The sequence below is a fragment of the Bacillus sp. 11B20 genome (genome assembly GCF_056098985.1).
Genome location: NZ_JBLZWZ010000007.1, coordinates 420268 through 438082, shown reverse-complemented (window position 1 = coordinate 438082; position 17815 = coordinate 420268). Strand labels below are relative to the sequence as shown.

The 17815-nt window shown below is 40.8% G+C and carries 17 protein-coding genes; 2 read left to right on the top strand and 15 right to left on the bottom strand.

Annotated elements, in window-relative coordinates; translation table 11 throughout:
• Positions 1-72: 72 nt before the first annotated feature.
• From ACN6NB_RS06480 to ACN6NB_RS06445, 8 genes are all read right to left on the bottom strand, one after another.
• Positions 73-2034, bottom strand: coding sequence for a methyl-accepting chemotaxis protein (locus ACN6NB_RS06480; protein WP_039178114.1), 1962 nt, complete (start codon positions 2032-2034; stop codon positions 73-75).
• A 116-nt stretch (positions 2035-2150) separates the two neighbouring features.
• Complete coding sequence (gene splB, locus ACN6NB_RS06475; RefSeq protein WP_047203061.1) at positions 2151-3179, bottom strand: spore photoproduct lyase; 1029 nt, start codon at positions 3177-3179, stop codon at positions 2151-2153.
• Between the two features lie 82 nt (positions 3180-3261).
• Complete coding sequence (locus ACN6NB_RS06470; RefSeq protein ID WP_044331928.1) at positions 3262-3504, bottom strand: transcriptional regulator SplA domain-containing protein; 243 nt, start codon at positions 3502-3504, stop codon at positions 3262-3264.
• A gap of 100 nt (positions 3505-3604) precedes the next feature.
• On the bottom strand, positions 3605-5323 hold the full coding sequence (gene ptsP / locus ACN6NB_RS06465) for a phosphoenolpyruvate--protein phosphotransferase (protein WP_039178109.1): 1719 nt from the start codon (positions 5321-5323) through the stop codon (positions 3605-3607).
• Positions 5323-5589, bottom strand: a complete 267-nt coding sequence (locus ACN6NB_RS06460) for a phosphocarrier protein HPr (RefSeq protein WP_003211078.1) — start codon at positions 5587-5589, stop codon at positions 5323-5325. Before ACN6NB_RS06460 ends, ptsP begins: the two co-directional genes overlap by 1 nt.
• A gap of 93 nt (positions 5590-5682) precedes the next feature.
• Positions 5683-7782, bottom strand: coding sequence for a glucose-specific PTS transporter subunit IIBC (ptsG, locus tag ACN6NB_RS06455; protein WP_058837789.1), 2100 nt, complete (start codon positions 7780-7782; stop codon positions 5683-5685).
• 201 nt (positions 7783-7983) lie between these two features.
• Positions 7984-8838: a glucose PTS transporter transcription antiterminator GlcT gene (gene glcT / locus ACN6NB_RS06450; RefSeq protein WP_151284244.1), complete on the bottom strand. Its 855-nt coding sequence runs from the start codon at positions 8836-8838 to the stop codon at positions 7984-7986.
• Between the two features lie 55 nt (positions 8839-8893).
• Complete coding sequence (locus ACN6NB_RS06445; protein ID WP_151284243.1) at positions 8894-9883, bottom strand: LacI family DNA-binding transcriptional regulator; 990 nt, start codon at positions 9881-9883, stop codon at positions 8894-8896.
• Between the two features lie 93 nt (positions 9884-9976).
• Between ACN6NB_RS06445 and ACN6NB_RS06440 the strand changes: the two genes are divergently transcribed.
• Positions 9977-10120: a hypothetical protein gene (locus ACN6NB_RS06440; RefSeq protein ID WP_162842493.1), complete on the top strand. Its 144-nt coding sequence runs from the start codon at positions 9977-9979 to the stop codon at positions 10118-10120.
• Positions 10121-10174: 54 nt separating this feature from the next.
• Here the strand turns inward: ACN6NB_RS06440 and ACN6NB_RS06435 are convergent, their stop codons facing one another.
• From ACN6NB_RS06435 to ACN6NB_RS06410, 6 genes are all read right to left on the bottom strand, one after another.
• The gene (locus ACN6NB_RS06435; protein WP_075611328.1) at positions 10175-11269 is read right to left on the bottom strand and encodes a M24 family metallopeptidase; all 1095 of its coding nucleotides are present in this window, start codon (positions 11267-11269) and stop codon (positions 10175-10177) included.
• 103 nt (positions 11270-11372) lie between these two features.
• Entirely contained in the window at positions 11373-13292 is a 1920-nt protein-coding gene (locus ACN6NB_RS06430; protein ID WP_474253274.1) for a heavy metal translocating P-type ATPase, read from the bottom strand.
• A gap of 290 nt (positions 13293-13582) precedes the next feature.
• Positions 13583-14071, bottom strand: a complete 489-nt coding sequence (stoA, locus tag ACN6NB_RS06425) for an endospore biogenesis thiol-disulfide oxidoreductase StoA (RefSeq protein WP_107163565.1) — start codon at positions 14069-14071, stop codon at positions 13583-13585.
• A 54-nt stretch (positions 14072-14125) separates the two neighbouring features.
• On the bottom strand, positions 14126-15442 hold the full coding sequence (locus ACN6NB_RS06420) for a polysaccharide biosynthesis protein (RefSeq protein ID WP_039178095.1): 1317 nt from the start codon (positions 15440-15442) through the stop codon (positions 14126-14128).
• A gap of 113 nt (positions 15443-15555) precedes the next feature.
• Positions 15556-16206 carry a cell wall hydrolase gene (locus tag ACN6NB_RS06415; RefSeq protein ID WP_144491165.1) on the bottom strand — a complete coding sequence of 217 codons (651 nt, stop codon included), beginning with the start codon at positions 16204-16206 and terminating at the stop codon, positions 15556-15558.
• A 306-nt stretch (positions 16207-16512) separates the two neighbouring features.
• Positions 16513-16707 (bottom strand): hypothetical protein, encoded by a 195-nt coding sequence (locus ACN6NB_RS06410; protein WP_039178090.1) that lies wholly within the window; start codon positions 16705-16707, stop codon positions 16513-16515.
• A 167-nt stretch (positions 16708-16874) separates the two neighbouring features.
• Between ACN6NB_RS06410 and ACN6NB_RS06405 the strand changes: the two genes are divergently transcribed.
• On the top strand, positions 16875-17063 hold the full coding sequence (locus ACN6NB_RS06405) for a YkvS family protein (RefSeq protein WP_003211747.1): 189 nt from the start codon (positions 16875-16877) through the stop codon (positions 17061-17063).
• 123 nt (positions 17064-17186) lie between these two features.
• On the opposite strand, the gene ACN6NB_RS06400 is transcribed toward ACN6NB_RS06405, so the two are convergent.
• A complete protein-coding gene (locus ACN6NB_RS06400; RefSeq protein WP_039178087.1) occupies positions 17187-17405 on the bottom strand; it encodes a hypothetical protein in 219 nt (72 codons plus the stop codon).
• Positions 17406-17815: the final 410 nt, after the last annotated feature.

The window sequence follows — 17815 nt, the reverse complement described above, 5'->3', positions numbered from 1 at the left end:
TCAGCACCTCCTCTCGTTCATTTTATCATACAAAAAGAACCTTGCTCACGTCGCAAGGTTCCTTTCCAAGAATCACACCTTAAATCGGTCAACCGCCTGACGCAGTGCCTGGCTTGATTCGTTTAGCATTTCAGTTGAGGTTTTCGTTCTTTCTAACGCTTGAACTTGTTCATCTGTGGACGCATGCACTTCCTCAGCTGAGGCAGCAGATTCTTCTGAAATAGCAGCAATACTTTGAATGGATTCACTCATCTTCTGCTGTTCTTCTGTCATTTCATTGATCTGTGTATGAATGCTATCGATTGAACCGACAAGTGCCTGCATTTCCATTGTGATGCTGCTGAGTGCCTCACCTGTTGCATTAATGGCATCACCTTGTTCCTCATTCATTCTACTTGCTGCTGTCATTGCTTCCGCCGCTTTTTTCGATTCATCTTGAATGAGTTTGACGGTTTCGCTAATGTGTTTTGTTGACTGTGCAGATTGTTCAGCAAGCTTTCTGACTTCTTCTGCAACTACAGCAAATCCTCGTCCGCTTTCTCCTGCTCTCGCCGCTTCAATGCTTGCATTCAGTGCAAGTAAATTCGTTTGATCAGAGATTTCAGAGATAGCAGTCACGACGTTTTCAATATTTTTCGTTTTATGCTCAAGATCTAGCAGCATTTGCTCAACCTTTTTCGATTCATCGCTCGCTTGTGTTGATTTTTGGACGAGCACACCAAGTGCATCAAGCCCTTTATAGCTTGCATCTTCAGATGATTTTGAGTTGGTTTGCATTTGTGTGGCGAGTTCACCCATATGGCGCACTTTCTCATACAATTGCTCTGATTTCTCATTAATCGTTTCTGCATCTGATGCCTGCTTAGTCGCCCCTGTTGCCACCTCTTGAATCGCCGTTGCAATCTGTTCGCTAGACAGCAAGGTCTCATTTGAAATTTGGGTCACTTCATCCGCTGATTCCACAACTTGATCTGAAGCCCCTTTCACTTTTTCAATTAACTCCCTGATGTCCTCGGTCATTTGATTAAAGCTTTTCGTAAGGAAACCAATTTCATCTTGAGACTTCGTTTCAAGCGTGCTTGTTAAATCGCCTTCTGACACCTTACGAGCATGCTCTATTAGACGCTTGATTGGCGTAGTTATGCTTCTTGCCAATAAGAAACTGAGGATCATCGCAAGAATAATGGCAATGACGGATATAATGATGCTTGTCTGATTCATTTTTTCTGTAATCCAAAGCAGTTGCTTTTTCTCAAAGCTGACACCAACCGTCCAATCGGCTTCTTTGATTTTAGATGTGACCGTCAGTTCTTTACTGTCATCAATACCTGAGTTGTCGATCGCTTTTTTCACAGAAGCGACCTTTGATATATTTTTTCCTTGCTCTGTTGGATGCGCCAAAAGGGTGCCTGTGCCATCAACTAAGAAAGCGGTCCCCTTATAAGGAATCTCTTGTTCATTGATATAGGACTGAATCGAGGACAGCTTCAAATCAAGTCCAGCGACCCCAATGACCTTTCCATCTTTGACAATCGCCTTCGTGGCTGAGACAATCACTTTTTTCGTTGCTTCATCTACATATGGATCTGTCCAAACGACCTGATCAGGCTTTTCGGCTGCTTGTTTAAACCAGCCTTGTTTAGATGGATCATAGCCTTCGCCAAGATCGAACTCTGGGAAGCCGAGCATTTTGCCATCAATTGTTCCAATATAGGTAAACGAAATGAGTTTATCCTGTTCCTGCAATTTTTTTAGTGCATCTGTTTCATAAGCTAATGTTTGTTTTGTTTGTTTTTGCGCAAATTCTTCAGTCATTGTACTTGTTGCCACTTTGTTAATGGTATTGCCGTAATTATCAAGCTTTTCTGTAATAATGTCTTTCAGGCTTTCTGCCGTTGCTGCTGCGGTGGTTTTTGCATCTCGTTCAATAAGTGGTCTTAACACTAAGTTAGAACCCACTTGAACAGCCACGACGGTTAAAATTAAAATAACTGAGATGAAAACAGCTATTCTCACTTGAAGTTTCTTAAACATCTCCTCACACCCCTACATCTACTTTCACACCTTATTTTATATATCGGCAAAATGGGTAAAGCATTCAATAGTTGTAAGAAAATTTAAATAGAAAAAACAAGCCCTATAGGCTTGCTTTAAGTAAAATATTCAATCTTTGCAGACGGAAAGTACTGATCAATATATGATTCTAACGTCTCTCTTAGTTCTTGTTCCTCATCTTTTTGGTAGATATATTTCCCAATCCCATATCTCCCCCACTTGTATCGTCTTTTTTCTTCATCTAATTCTAATTTAGATTTCGGGTAGTTTTTTTGAATCACACGCTTTGCTGGTTTTGTAAAGCGATGCTGAATCATCTCAAAAGTAATATCATCTCTCACATCATCAGGAAGAGCTGCATCGAGCTTTTCAAATAAAACTTTATATCCTTCCTGCCAGCCTTCATGGATGTAGATGGGAGCAATAATAAAGCCAAGAGGATAGCCTGCCTTTGCGACCTTAACAGCCGCTTCAATCCGCTGATCAAGCGGTGATGTGCCAGGCTCGAAATATTTAATGACATAATCGGCATTAATACTAAAACGGAATCTTGTCCGACCATTATGCTTTGCATCTAACAGATGATCAACATGATGGAATTTCGTGACAAATCGAAGCTTTCCTAAGTCGGTTTGCCCGAAGTATTCAATCGCTCGTTTGAGTGTATGTGTCAAATGGTCAATTCCTACGATGTCTGAAGTACATGATGCTTCAAATCTCGTGATATCTGGCGCTCGCTCGTTCATGTACTGCTCAGCTTGATCTAATATTTCTTCTACATTGACGTACGTTCGAATGTAGGGCTTACTTCCCATTGTTGTTTGCAAATAGCAATAATGACAATGTCCCATACATCCTGTTGCAAATGGGATCGCATACTCTGCAGATGGTTTAGACGAGTCAAACTTCAATGTCTTTCTCACACCAATGACAAGCGTTGACTTCGCGTTACGATACTTTTGCAGGTCATTTTTCCCCGGAATATTTCTTACCTGGTTGTGTGAAGTCGTTTCTCTTATTTCGATTCCCATACCCTCGAACTTTTCCTTCAGCTCTCGTCCTAACGGGTACTCTAACGCCCGGGGTTCAATGTAAACTAGCTGGGGGACGAAAGGTTTGATCATATTAAGCACATCCTTACCTTTAACGTTTTTATACCGTTACTTTAACCGCACAGGATGGCTTTTATCCTTTCTAAAATCTCCCTTATTCAAATAAGTCTTGATAAAGTGCTTCTGCTTCTTCATATGTTGGAAAAACAGCATCATCAGGTGCTAGTGGATGATACGTTTCAAGTAAAAAGAGGGCAAGTTCTTCTTCGTTGTAAGGATGTGAAACAATTTCAGCTTCTTTAATTTGTGCTACGTTTGCAGCATGTGGATTTCGATAAATGACATATACTTGATCACCTGGTTTATAGTCTGAGAAAGGCAATCTGGTCACCTCCATTTTTTAATAATAGGATGCCCTTCTCACTGCCCAATATGACTCAATATGATAAAATTCGACAAAAAAACCAGACAGTTTCACCTGTCTGGTTTTCATTCACTTAGTTCTGTTGAAATGTTTTCTTGACGAAATCAACCACTTCTTCTGTTGTGCTAAGTGATAAAATATGCTCTTTAAATGATGCAGCTTCTTCCTTAGATAGCTTGCTTAGCTGTGTTCTAGCTGGAAGAATGGATGTTGCACTCATTGAGAATTCATCTAATCCTAATCCAAGTAGAAGCGGGATTGCGATTTCATCTCCAGCCATCTCACCGCACATGCCGACCCATTTACCCTCTTTATGCGCTGCTTCAATCACAAGCGTAATGAGACGTAAAATCGCTGGGTTGTAAGGCTGGTAAAGATAAGACACTCGTTCGTTCATTCGATCAGCAGCCATTGTGTATTGAATCAAATCATTCGTTCCAATACTGAAGAAATCTACTTCTTTTGCAAATTGGTCTGCGATGACAGCCGTTGATGGAATTTCTACCATCATTCCGATTTCAATGGAATCAGAAACGTCTGTACCAGCGGCAACCAATGCTTCTTTTTCTTCAAGTAAAATGGCTTTTGCTTCTCTAAATTCTGATAATGTCGCGATCATAGGGAACATGATTTTCAAGTTTCCATATGTACTTGCACGAAGTAAGGCGCGTAGTTGAGTTCTGAAAATCTCCTGCTCTTCCAGGCAAAGGCGAATAGCTCTATAGCCAAGGAACGGGTTCATTTCTTTTGGAAGCTGCAAGTAAGGAAGTTCTTTATCGCCACCAATATCTAGTGTGCGAACAACCACTGCTTTCCCTTCCATCTTCTCTAAAACGGTTTTATACGCATCGAACTGCTCTTCTTCTGTAGGAAGCTGGTCTCTGCCCATGTATAAAAATTCAGTACGGTACAATCCGACTGCTTCGCCGCCATTTTCAAGTACACCTTTTACATCTTCAGGTGTTCCGATATTTGCAGCTAGCTCTACGTGAACGCCGTCTTTTGTAACCGTTGGCTGGTCAACAAGTTTCGCCCATTCCGCTTTTTGAGCTAAGTAGTCTTCATGCTTTTTTTGATACGCTTTCACTTCATCTTCAGAAGGCTGAATGATGACGTCTCCAGTAATACCATCCACAATGATCAGATCATCGTTTTTCACCGTTTTTGTTGCTTCTTTTGTCCCAACAACTGCTGGAATCTCCATAGATCTCGCCATGATCGCTGAGTGAGAAGTACGACCGCCGATATCTGTCGCAAAGCCTTTAACAAATTGTCTGTTCAGCTGAGCAGTATCAGAAGGTGTTAAATCTTCAGCTATGATGATGACTTCTTCAGAAATCATGCTTGGATTTGGAATGTCAACGCCTAGCAAATGTCCAATAACACGTTTTGTGACGTCGCGAATATCCGCTGCACGTTCCTTCATGTATTCATTGTCCATTGCTTCGAACATTGTGACAAACATTGTCGCTGTTTCTTTTAAAGCAAATTCAGCATTTACTTTGTCAGCACTAATTTTATCCTTTACTGGGTTAAGCAGTTCAGGATCACTTAACACAAGAAGGTGGGCAGAAAAGATATCTGCTTTGTCTTGGCCAAGTTCTTTTAGCGCATGTTCTTTAATTGCTTCAAGTTCTTGTTTAGAAACATGAATTGCTTCTTCAAAACGCTTCACTTCTGTCTCTGGATCGTTGATGTCTTTTTGGTGAACTGTTAAATCTGGTTCTTCCAGACGATATGCTTTTGCAATTGCAACGCCTGCTGAAGCACCGATTCCTTTCAGTTGTTGCATTACTCGCCTAGGCCTTCACTTTTCATTGTGTCTTTAAGCGCAGCAAGTGCATCATTTTCATCAGAACCAGAAGCAGAGATTGTGATTGTAGCACCTTTCGCAATTCCTAGAGACATTACACCCATAATAGATTTCAGGTTCACTGTTTTACCATTATATTCTAAGTTGATATCAGCATCATATTTACTAGCAGTTTGTACAAGAACTGTTGCAGGACGTGCGTGAATTCCAGAATCTGCAGTTACTTTGAATGTTTGTTGAGCCATTTTTATCAATCTCCTTTTTATACAATTAATACATCCACAATATTATATCATACTGCCGAGCTTGTCATCTAACAAGAACGGCAGTTATGAAAATTATTTTGAAATTTTCATGATGTTTTCTTGTCCAGCTTTGATTTCACCGGATTCTTGAAGGTCAATAAATTGTCCTTCACTTAAGTTGGTAAATACAATTGGTGTCATCAAAGATGGTACTTCAGACTTAATTTTATCAATATCAACCTCTAAAAGTTTTTGACCGATTTCTACTTGATCTCCCTCTTGTACAAATGCTTCAAATCCTTCTCCTTTGAGGCCGACCGTATCAATTCCGAAGTGGATTAAAATTTCAAGTCCACCGTCAGATTGCAGGCCAATGGCGTGTTTCGTCGGAAACACATTTAAGATCTTCCCTCTTACCGGTGAAACAACCGTTCCATCTGTTGGCAAGATAGCGAAACCGTCACCCATCATTTTCCCTGAGAATACTTGATCTGGTACATCTGTAATTGGATGAAGCTCCCCTGTAATTGGTGAAGCAAAAATTTCTTCCCCTTGTTCATTTTGAAGCGGCTTTGCAATGACTTCTTCGACCTGCTGGCTGACTTCTTCTTTTGCAGAAGGGTCTTTCGCTGGACGAGGCGTGCGGCCTGCAATGATGTCCTGCATTTGTGTTTTTAAATTATCAGAACGCGGGCCGAAAATTGCCTGGATGTTGTTCCCTACTTCGAGAACACCAGAAGCGCCAAGCTTTTTCAAGCGGTCTTTGTCCACTTTCTTCTGATCATTGACAGTAACACGTAAACGCGTGATACAAGCATCAAGGTGCTTAATGTTTTCTTGATCACCCATTGCTTCAAGGATTTCATAAGGCAAGTCATTCCCTTTTTCAGACTTCGCCTCAATTGCTCCGTCTGCTGCTTCATCCTCGCGGCCTGGCGTTTTCAGATTAAATTTGCGAATGGCGAATCTAAATCCGAAGTAGTAAATGACAGCAAGTACGAGACCTACTGGAATGACAAGCCACCAAGCGGTTCTATTCGGCAGGATACCAAATAGGAAGAAGTCGATTAACCCTCCTGAGAAGGTCATCCCGATTTTCACATTTAGAATATCCATTATCATAAAGGATAATCCAGCAAATACACAGTGAATCGCAAATAATATCGGTGCTACAAACAAGAATGAGAATTCAAGCGGTTCAGTGATCCCTGTTAGGAAAGAAGTAAGGGCTGCTGATCCCATAATTCCTGCTACAAGCTTTTTATTCTTTGGTTTTGCTTCATGGTAAATCGCAAGAGCTGCTGCTGGAAGACCGAACATCATGAACGGATATTTCCCTGTCATGAATGTACCAGCTGTCAGCTGAACACCATCTTTGATTTGCGCCATGAAAATACGCTGGTCACCACGGATAATATCTCCTGATAAGCTCTTATAGCTAAAAAATTCATACCAGAATGGTGCGTAGAATATGTGGTGTAGACCAAACGGAATTAATGAGCGTTCAATGACTCCGAATACAAAGGCAGCCAGCGGCTCATTTGCTGCAAGCAGTCCTGTTGAAAATGAGTTCAATGCACCTTGGATTGGCGGCCAAATGACTAGCATCAAAAGCCCTAAAATAAGTGCTGAAATAGAAGTGACGATTGGAACAAAACGCTTACCAGCAAAGAAACCAAGGTATTGCGGGAGCTCAATTTTGTAAAATTTATTAAACATATAAGCGGCTAATACCCCGACGATAATCCCGCCAAAAACGCCGGTAGACAAGGTCGGTATACCGAGCATATTCACATATGCTGGATGGCTTTCCTTAAAGAACTTAGCCAATTTGATCGAATCGGATGGAATAGATCCGTTAGCCATTAATACGGCACTCATCGTTACGTTCATGACAAGGTAACCGATGATAGCGGCAATCCCTGCCACTCCGTCTCCATTAGCAAGACCGATGGCAACCCCTACAGCAAATAATAGCGGAAGATTCGAGAAGACGATGTTCCCCGCATTCTCCATGACACTTGCAACAAGCTGAATTGTATCATTGCTTAAAAATTGAGCTACATCAATCAGCTGCGGATTTTGCATCGCATTCCCAAGTGCTAGTAAAATACCGGCAGCAGGAAGGATCGCAACTGGAAGCATAAGAGCTCGTCCAATTTTTTGCAACACACCAAAAAGTGATTTAAACACTGGTTGAACCTCCTTTTGTTTTCGCTTACAACATACATTTGGGCTGCTCCCTGACGTACATTTCATAATTAACCGTTTACATTTCACTTTCAAATGCAAAAAAGGCATGGTGATATAAGGTTGCGCAAATAACAGGATCTTATCCTGTATTTACCTTAAGTCACTCATGCCTGATCGAATCAGTTACACGTTTCAAGGAAACTATGAAATTTTATTTGTCAATCTGTACAGATGAAGTGTCAAGTAGACAGCCTCAGCATCCTGTACAGGCTTTTTCAATGCATGCTGCAAAATTTTGATCATTTTCCAAGCAGTATTGTAGCATAAAGGATATTCATTTTTCAATAGATGAAGCAATTTTTCTGGCTCCTCTAAAGATTCTCCCCGTTTAATACGCTCAATTGAAAACGTAATATGGCGTAATAAGCGTAAATAATGAATACTTTCTCTGTCTACTTTCATATGAAATGAATCTTCTATAACTTGGACCATTTGTGTAATCAGCTGCGAATGACGGTTCACCTCAGATAAAGGCCGATTCGTCAAAGCTGAATGGATATGGAGCGCTATAAAGCCAATTTCTCCTTCTGGCAGCTTCGTTTTAACATCTGGCCGCTCGTTAATCAGTTCAACGACTTCCTTTGCGACCTCGTATTCTTTCGGGTATAGCGATTGCGTCTCAAGCATAAAAGGGTTCGTGATATCATAGCCTTGCTGCACCCGCTTAAAACTAAACGCAATATGGTCGGTCAGTGCAACATGAATATGCTCATTCAAGCGTTGTCCCATTTTTTCTCGTATATGATAAATGACGTCATTGGCAAGCTCAATCATGTTCTCATCAATATGATGAAGCAGTTGTTTATATTCTGTTTGTTCCTTCGTATTTCTTAACACAAACATTTTTTCAAACACGTCTTGATCGAGAAAATCCCCCGATTTTTTACCGAAGCCAATCCCTTTCCCAATCAGAACTACTTCGCCCAAAGAAGGGTGCCTTGCGATGATGACATTATTATTTAACGCTTTATCAACGGTGAAGGATTCCATGAACATCCCCACCTCCTTCTTTTTCAATCCCTCTTATCGTACAAAACAGATGAAACGTGCGTCAACGATTGTTTTTCAAAACGGTAGTTGTTCGCTCAATCAGACGAAATGGCAGCATTCTTTTTTCTGATTTCTCTCCCTTTAATGCACGGTCAAACAAGTCAAACGCTTCCTGCCCCATTTGTTTGAGGGGAATATGAATGCTGGAAATCCCTAGCGCCTCACTCAATTGGTTATTTTGAAAGCTGAGTATGGCTGGTGATTCTCCTACTTTTATGTCATGACGCTGCGCCTCTAATAAAAAGCCTGCAGAGACTTCGTCATTTGTAATGAATAAAGCTGTAGGACGATTTTTCATTTTCTGCCATTCTGCAAATAAGTGCTTCCCATCAAGCAGGGATAGCTTCCCTTCGATGATCCATTCCTCATCAATGGTCTGCCCGAGGGATTGCATCATGTCTTGATAGGCCTGAAGGCGCGACTCGCTATTCGCTCCTTCTGTTCTCGCAAGAACGATCGCAATTCGTTGATGTCCGCATGCCGCCAAATGATGCAGGCCCTCCTTAAATGCTTGGTCATGTGCAATCGACACGGTTGAGCATTGATCGTGCGGCGCAGGATGACAAAATATAATCGGTCCTGATTCCTGCCACTTTAAAATGTGCCTATCACTTAACGCATTTGAACAAAATATTAAACCATCCACACGGCGCTCTTTTAAACTCATTAACGCTTCTTTTTCTTTTAATGGATCGTATCCTGTTTGAAATAAAGCAAAATGCATGCCGTGCGCCTGTGCTTTTTCTGCAATACCTGTGACGAGTGCGCTGAAATAAGAGTGTTCAATGTTTGGAAGGACGATGCCAAGCATATTCGAATAGCCCTTCGCTAAATGGACCGCCTGGATGTTTCTCGTATACTTGAGCTCCTCCATCGCTTGTAGAACACGTTCCCTTTTTTCTTCTTTAACATAAGGATGCTCATTCAACACACGTGATACGGTTGTCACAGATACGCCCGCTCTTTTCGCAATCTCCCTTATGTTTGCCATTTTTTCTCCTACTTTCTCTTGATATGGTAAGCGTTTCATACTTTAAGATGTATGTGAGCTGAACAAATCACTGGATGGAAAGGGGAATTCAAGATGGGTTTCATCATATGGATTATATTATGTATGACTGTTTTGTTTTCTGCTCGTTTTGCATTACATCCTTTAGGAAAAGAACATAAAATCAAACCGTTTCAATCAATTGATGATTTTTTTGTTGATAAGGATCGAGAAGAGTGATAAAAAATCACGATGACGCTTCCAAGACCTGGACGTTCATCGTGATTTTTTTCATTACTTGATGATCGTCAGCTCTTTCGGATAATTGGTTAAAGTGACTGGACCATCTGCCGTAATGAGAACATCATCTTCAATTCTTACGCCGCCGACTCCCGGGACATAAATTCCTGGTTCAATCGTATACACCATACCTTCTTGCAGAAGGTCGTCATTTGCCTGACTCATAGAAGGAAACTCATGAACAGAAACCCCTAACCCATGTCCGAGGCGATGCGGGAAATATTCACCATATCCCGCTTCTGTGATGAGCCCGCGGGCTTTTAAGTCAAGATCACCGATTCTAACGCCAGGCTTACTCATTTCAAGTGCTGCCATTTCTGCATTTAAGACGGTTTGATAAATGTCCTTTTGTTTTTCAGAAGCTTCCTGATAGATGAATGTTCTTGTGATGTCTGAGCAATATCCATCGACAATGACACCAAGGTCAAATAACACAAAATCGCCTTTTTTTAAGGCTGCCTGCCCAGGATTTCCATGAGGCTCGCCTGATTTTTCACCAAAGAGAACCATGGTTGAAAAGGACATGCCTTGAATGCCTTTTTTCTTTAGTTCATATTCAATGACAGCGAGAACTTCTGTTTCCGTGATTCCTTCTTTTAAGGCGTTAACTCCAATTTTTACACCTTCATCTGCTAATTGTGCCGCTTTTTTGAGTGTAGCAATTTCAGATTCATCTTTAATCAGTCTGAGCTGATTGAGCTCATCTTCAGCCCGGACGAACATTTCTGCCCCCGTGACAGCTTGGAGCTGCTCTGCTCTTTGAAGCGGTATCGATTCTTTTTCAATCGCAAGACGCGCGGCATGAACACCTCGTTTTTCTATCGCTGATTGAATGAAATCAAATGGATTCTCATGATCTTCATATCCAATGATATCGCCGGACCATCCTGCATTTTTTGCCTGCTCGACTTCCATTTTAGGCAAAATAAAAAATGGTTCTGCCTCTTGAAACACAAACAGCCCCATCACTCTTTCATGCGGCTCTGTGAAGTATCCAGATAGATAAAACACATTTTCCTTTGTATGTATAAATGCACCTTGAATGTCTTCTTTCTTAAGCCAAGAAGACAAGCTCTTCATTCGGTTCATCATGATCCTCCTCACACGTTTTACTACTGGTCTATTGTATCAGTTTTTGCTGTATTTCGCACAAAAGCGCACTGGCATATATCCAGTGCGCCTTGATGATTAATTAAGATGCACGAAGCAGACGCAGACCATTTAAAATGACCAAAATCGTACTTCCTTCATGCCCGATGACGCCAAAAGGCAAATCAAGCACTTGTAAGAAATTCGCACAAATTAACAGACAGATCACCGTTAATGAGAAAATAATGTTTTGCTTAATGATTCGATTCATTTTTCTTGAAAGACGGATCATCTTTGTTAGGTTATTTAAATTGTTCTTCATTAAGATGAGATCCGCAGTCTCTAAAGCAACGTCTGTGCCTCCGCCCATCGCAACCCCAACATCTGCTGTAGCGAGTGCTGGCGCATCATTGATTCCGTCTCCTACCATGATGATTGAATTACCTTGTTTTTTTAATTGATTGACCTCATGTACCTTTTCATCTGGAAGACATTCAGCCACGACAGTTTGGATGCCGGCTTCCTGCGCAATAGCTTCAGCCGTTTTTTGCTGATCTCCTGTCAGCATGACGGTTTGGATGCCTAAATCATTTAGTTCTTGAATCATTTTTTTAGCTTCAGGTCTGATTTGATCCTTAAGGCCAAGACAGCCAACAACTTCTTCACCCTTTTGAACGTAGACCACTGTGTATCCTTGCGCTGAAAGGTCATCACCTGTCTCTTCCATCTCGCGGTCGATTGACGCCTTACCAGCGAAGTCTTTCTTCCCAATCCGCCACGTTTCCCCATTTAATTGTGCTTTCACACCAAATCCAGAGGTTTCTTCAATGGTGACATGGACTGATTTATCTGTTTGGTGCTCCTTTGCCATATCAGAAATTGCTTTCGCTAATGGATGGTTTGATTGACTCTCAATTTGATAGAGCGCCTGATAAAAAGCAGATTCATCCTGTCCTTTAGCGATGACGACTTGCTCTACGGCTGGCTTCCCGTTTGTAATCGTCCCCGTTTTATCAAAAGCAATCATGCTGCTTGTGCCTAGTTTTTCTAAAAAGACACTTCCTTTGACAAGCATTCCATTTCTCGCGCCATTTGAGATCAATGACAGTGCTGCTGGCATAATGGATGCAACTAGAGCACAAGGTGAAGCAACGACCATAAACACCATTGCCCGGTAGAAGGTTTCACTCATGCTCCAGCCGAGTACAAAATGAGGCAGAACCATTAAAATTGCGACGGTGATCAGCACACCTTTTACATAGGCACCCTCAAATTTTTCAATAAATGCTTGGCTTGGCGAAACACTTTCTTGAGCGGATTCGACAAGTTTAATAATTTTATGGAAAAGCGTTTCTTCATTATGTTTAGTGACTTCCACTGTTAAGGAACCATTTAAGTTCACTGTTCCTGCAAATACGTCTTCCCCCTGCCCTTTTTCCTGTGGAACAGATTCGCCTGTAAGTGCAGATTCGTCCACACTTGTTCTCCCGCTTAAAATCACACCATCTGCTGCAATGCGTTCCCCAGCTTTGACCATAATACGGTCACCAGGTGTTAATGATGAAGCGGCGATTTGAATGGTCGTACCATCTTCTTCAATTAAAGTTGCTTCATTTGGTGCAATGCTCATTAATGCTGTTAAATCTTTCTTGCTTTTATTTGACGTATACGTTTCTAGCGCACCACTCAGTGAGAAAATAAAAATTAAAATAGCGCCTTCTGCCCAATAGCCGATCAGAGCTGAGCCTATTGCTGCGAAAATCATTAAAAGTTCCACATTCAAGGTCTTAGACGAAATCGTTTCTTCAATTCCTTCTTTCGCCTTTGCAAAACCACCAATGACAAATGCCAGGATGAAAAGAGGAATGCTCCACATGCTCTCATCTTTTAGAAACCATGCAATTAAAATGAGAATCCCCGATATCCCTGCTGCAATTAATTCTCCGTGCTGTGCCCATTTATGTAAGGACCATTTCGATTTCTTTTGATTTGTCGTTTGGTAAAGTGCTGTATTCTCATTCATGATTGTTTTCTCCTCTCTAATTGATAATCGTTTTCACATTATCAATCGTTGCCCGTTTCTTATTCCATCTATATTTTCTGCTATTTCAAGCTTTTTATTGGTCTGTAACTCATTATAACAGGTTCTGAACAATTTTCAATTAATAATTATTATAATTTCTTTTTGATAATAATTATCATTATTGATATAGACCGTTCCTTCTTCTTCTGAGCACAGTGTATTCAGATGAAAAGCAAATGAACACAAAAAAAGAACCAACAGAATTGGTTCTTTCACAGAAAGGATTTGTTCTAAGAATTCGTCCACTCTTTGATTTGTTTTTTCGTCAGTGGACCTACATGATTTTTCACCACTTCTCCTTTTTCATTAATCAAAAAGGTCGTTGGAATGGTGATAATTTGATATTTCTTCATCATTTCTCCGTGTTCATCTAGTATGATCGGAAATGTAAACCTTCTGTCTTTCACAAATTGGGCAACAGCATGTTTACTTTGTTCAGCACCTAGTAAATTCACGGTCAATATGTCAACATCACTCTGATTTTCTTTCACAATCTGTTCAAATTCGGGCAGCTCCATTTTGCAGGACGGACACCATGTTGTCCAAAAATGCAAAATGGTCTTTTTCCCTTTTGCGGGAACCATCTGCATTTCACCAGTTAATGTCGGTGCCTCTATTCTTGGCGCCATCACAGGCTCTTTTGCTTCCGCTGCTGCGCTTATTAGAAATAGCAGCATGGTCATCATTAGAAGACTGGCGGGTAGATGTTTACGATTCATCAGGATCTTCCTTCCCAGTTTTCTTATAGCTTGCCCTCTCGATGGCGATGACATTCAAGCTTTTTTCAATGTAAGAAACATTGAAACGCCGAGCTCCTTACAAATCGTCGCATAATGCAGGGCAGTCAAAAGCAGCATGCCTGTGTTCATTCCTAAAATGACCCCCATCATATTCAAGCTTTCCATTGAACCGAGGAAATACACCATAGAAAAAGAAACGACATGCACCCATATATTATGTAGGAACACATCTTTGATGAGCCCCATACCGATTAAACACGCTTGAAACGGCATCACAAACAGGTGGCATAAAAAGTATGGCCAAAGCAGCTGTAAATAGACAGCAGCTTGCGGTGAATCAAAAAAGAGCTGTGTGAGCGGGTAAGCAAAATAATACATGACCATCACTGCCGGCACCCCGTATCCAAACGTTATGAGAATCGCCTGTCTGACCCGTTTTTTCACAAGATCATACTGACCTAAAGCATAGGCTTCAGAGACACTCGGAATCATCACAATCATGATCGAATGAGCGATAAACGCTGGGAAAAAACCGATCGACATCGCGACACCAGCCAGCATGCCGTAATGATCAACAGCAAGTGTTCCAGAGATGCCTGCTGCAACGAGCGCTCCTTTGATTAAAAATGGTTCAACCGCATTAGCGATCGCATGAAAGATGCGCATGCCCGTTGTCGGTATAGAAACGGCTAATAGGCGCTTTCGCACATCAATCCCTCTTAATTCAACAGACCTGACATTCACAGCATTTTTCGCCATGACGTATTGGGAGTATAAATAAATAAAGACGACAAGATCACTCGCAACAATGACACCGATGGCGATGAGTACTGCTGTTTCAATATCAAACGAATACCAATGAAAAAACAAAAATAAGCAGATCAGCTGGATTGTTTTCTTCATCATATTGGCTAGAGCGATTCTGCCCATTTGCTGCTTTCCCATAAAGTAGCCGCGGGCAATGGAGGTAAACGCAATAATCGGGATAAGTGACAGCACTAGGCCCTTCATAAGCGGATGATACGACTGAAACACTGGAATGAAAGGCAGTACAATGGCTGCTATACCTGTTGTTGTACTTGTCACCACAAGCGTCATTTTAAAGGCATGACGGAGCATACTTTTGTGGAGACGTTCATGTGATTCTGCAATGAATTTAGAAATGGAGACTGGCAGCTCTAAGCTGGCGATCACAAGGACAAGCATGATGATTGGAAGGATACTCATATATAAACCCATTCCATGTTCTCCAAGCTCTCTCGCTAAAATCATATTGACTAAAAACTCGATACACTCCGCAATAAAAGCTGCGACAGATAGCAGAATGACCCCTTTTACAAATCGATTCATGTAGCCTCCCCTTGTCTAAAGCAAATTCTTTTCACATTCTATGAGACAAGTCCAAAAAATATTTTAATAATTGAAGACAAAAAAAGAGCAATCTCATTGATCGCTCTTTTTCTTTATACGGCAAATACGTGACGTCCGATGCGTTCTACAATTTTGCGGGAACGAATCCAATGATCTGTTGCCGTTTTTGGATTATAAAAATAAATAGCCTTTGTTGTTCTGTCATGCTCTTTTACTACCTGCTTCACAGCTTTAATGGAATCTTGATCTGCCTTATCACGAATACTTCCATTCGATACTGGCTGGAAAGCATTTCGCTGATAAATCACACCTTTCACGCTGTCAGGAAAAGAACGATGCTCTACTCTGTTTAAAACAACGCTTGCCACCGCTTTTTTCCCTTCGTAAGATTCACCTTTCGCTTCAGCGTGAACCAATCGAGAAAGCAAGTCCATTTCTTCATTAGAATACTGTTTGCCGCTTGCCTTATTCGTCGTTTCAGATTTTACTTTTTTCTTTTGCTTCGGTTTTGAAGACTTTTCTTCTGTTGACGTACTTAGCATTTTCACTTTTGGCTGACGCTTCTCTTCAGAAAATGCTGGGATGACTTGATCGTGACCTTGATCTATATATGAAAGCTGATGTTTAACAGGTGCTTGTGAAAGTTCGTGACTTAATGTGCCTTGATGCTCTTGTATATTGTCCATCTTCATTGCTGCAACCAGCATAAGGATGACAAAAAGAGCTGTATGAATTTTAATCATTCGCCTTTTTCCTCCTTTAATCAAAGTAGGCTGTAAGATACTTGTCCACTCTAACAAGACCTCATTCTATTTTCACGCACAAAGATTTACATGCCTGTCCAAATTCAGTCATTAAATGGCATGTCCTAGTTTTGCGCACATAAAATGGAATTGTTAGCGCTTAAAAAGGTCCCTTTTTCACCTATCATCATCCTTATGCTCCTGTTTATGGGTTATTACATTTTCTTTTCATATGTATCAAAGTGGTTTGAAGTGTGACAAAAGAACGAAAATAAAAAAGCTTTCTCTCATCAATGAGAAAAAGCTTTAGCTTCTTGCTTCTGTAAGATATTCAAAAATAACATCTCCACCATGTTTGGCGATTCCGCGAAAATGTTTAAAATCATCTTGATTCACCAATACAGAACGAAACGTTAAAAAGTCATCTTTTTGGATGGTCACCTGTTTTTCCGTCCCATTCCGTAAAGATTCGATGATTGTGAGGATTTGTTCTTCAGTCAAAAAAATCGCTCCTTTTCAGCCATGATCAAATATTAAATATACCATTCGTTAGAAGAGCATACAACGAAAACAAAACAAAAACGTCTTTATCCTTTACATTGGTATGAAAATATTGCAAAATACTTTTTAATAGGGAATGAAATCTGTTTTTAAAGGAGAGGGATCGGTTGAAGATTGCAAAAATTGGAAATGTGATCGAATTTAGAAATGGTTTAACAGGTGTAGTTGAAAAAGTGAATGAAAACTCTGTCATTGTGGATGTCACCATTATGGACAACTATAGAGATTTAGAACTGGATTCACTAACAGTCGTTAATCATAAAAACTATAAAATCATCAAAGACTCCGTACATTAATTTGCAATCCTCAATACAGACGCTCGGTACATACGTATATATAAAGCAAATTTGGCTCGTTTGACAACTTTGCTCTATTTGAACAATCACATATGAAAAAGACTGATACCACTTAAAGAGGGGTCAGTCTTTTTGCGTATGAAAGGTTTGCATTTCCGCCTTCGTCTTGTACATCTCGACTTCCTCAGGGGTGATCACTCCTTTATCAATCAAGAGGGCAATCACTCCAAGCAATGTGGAGGCACTCCATTTATACCGTTCTTTGTTTTGATGTTCAAGCATTTGAAGCTCTTCTCTAAGCTCCATTAGCAGCTGCTCTGCCCGCTCTTCTTTGTTTGCCAAATCCAACGCCTCCATTTACCATTCAATACCCCTATTTTATCTTAAATCAAATGAGATAAGCAAAAAAAGCATGATTCATCTTTACAAACATACGTTCTGTCATGTATAATATATTTACGAGCTGGTAGCCCCCAGCCGTCCTAGCAAGTTCTATTCCCATTCGTATGAGAAGAGTGACATGACTCTTCTCTTTTTTATGATTAAATCGCTACAATCCCATAAAAAAAGACATGCATCTGGCATGTCTCAGATTGTTGACAAAGGGCTAAAATGCTTGATTTTAGCCCTTTGTCTTCATTTCAGCGTGATAGAAAACCTTTGCAGTCTAGGAAGGACGAGAACCGGAGCGGAGCGAATTTGACATTCGTGAGCACCGGAGCGCAGGACTGACAACGAATGCGAGGGTTTGT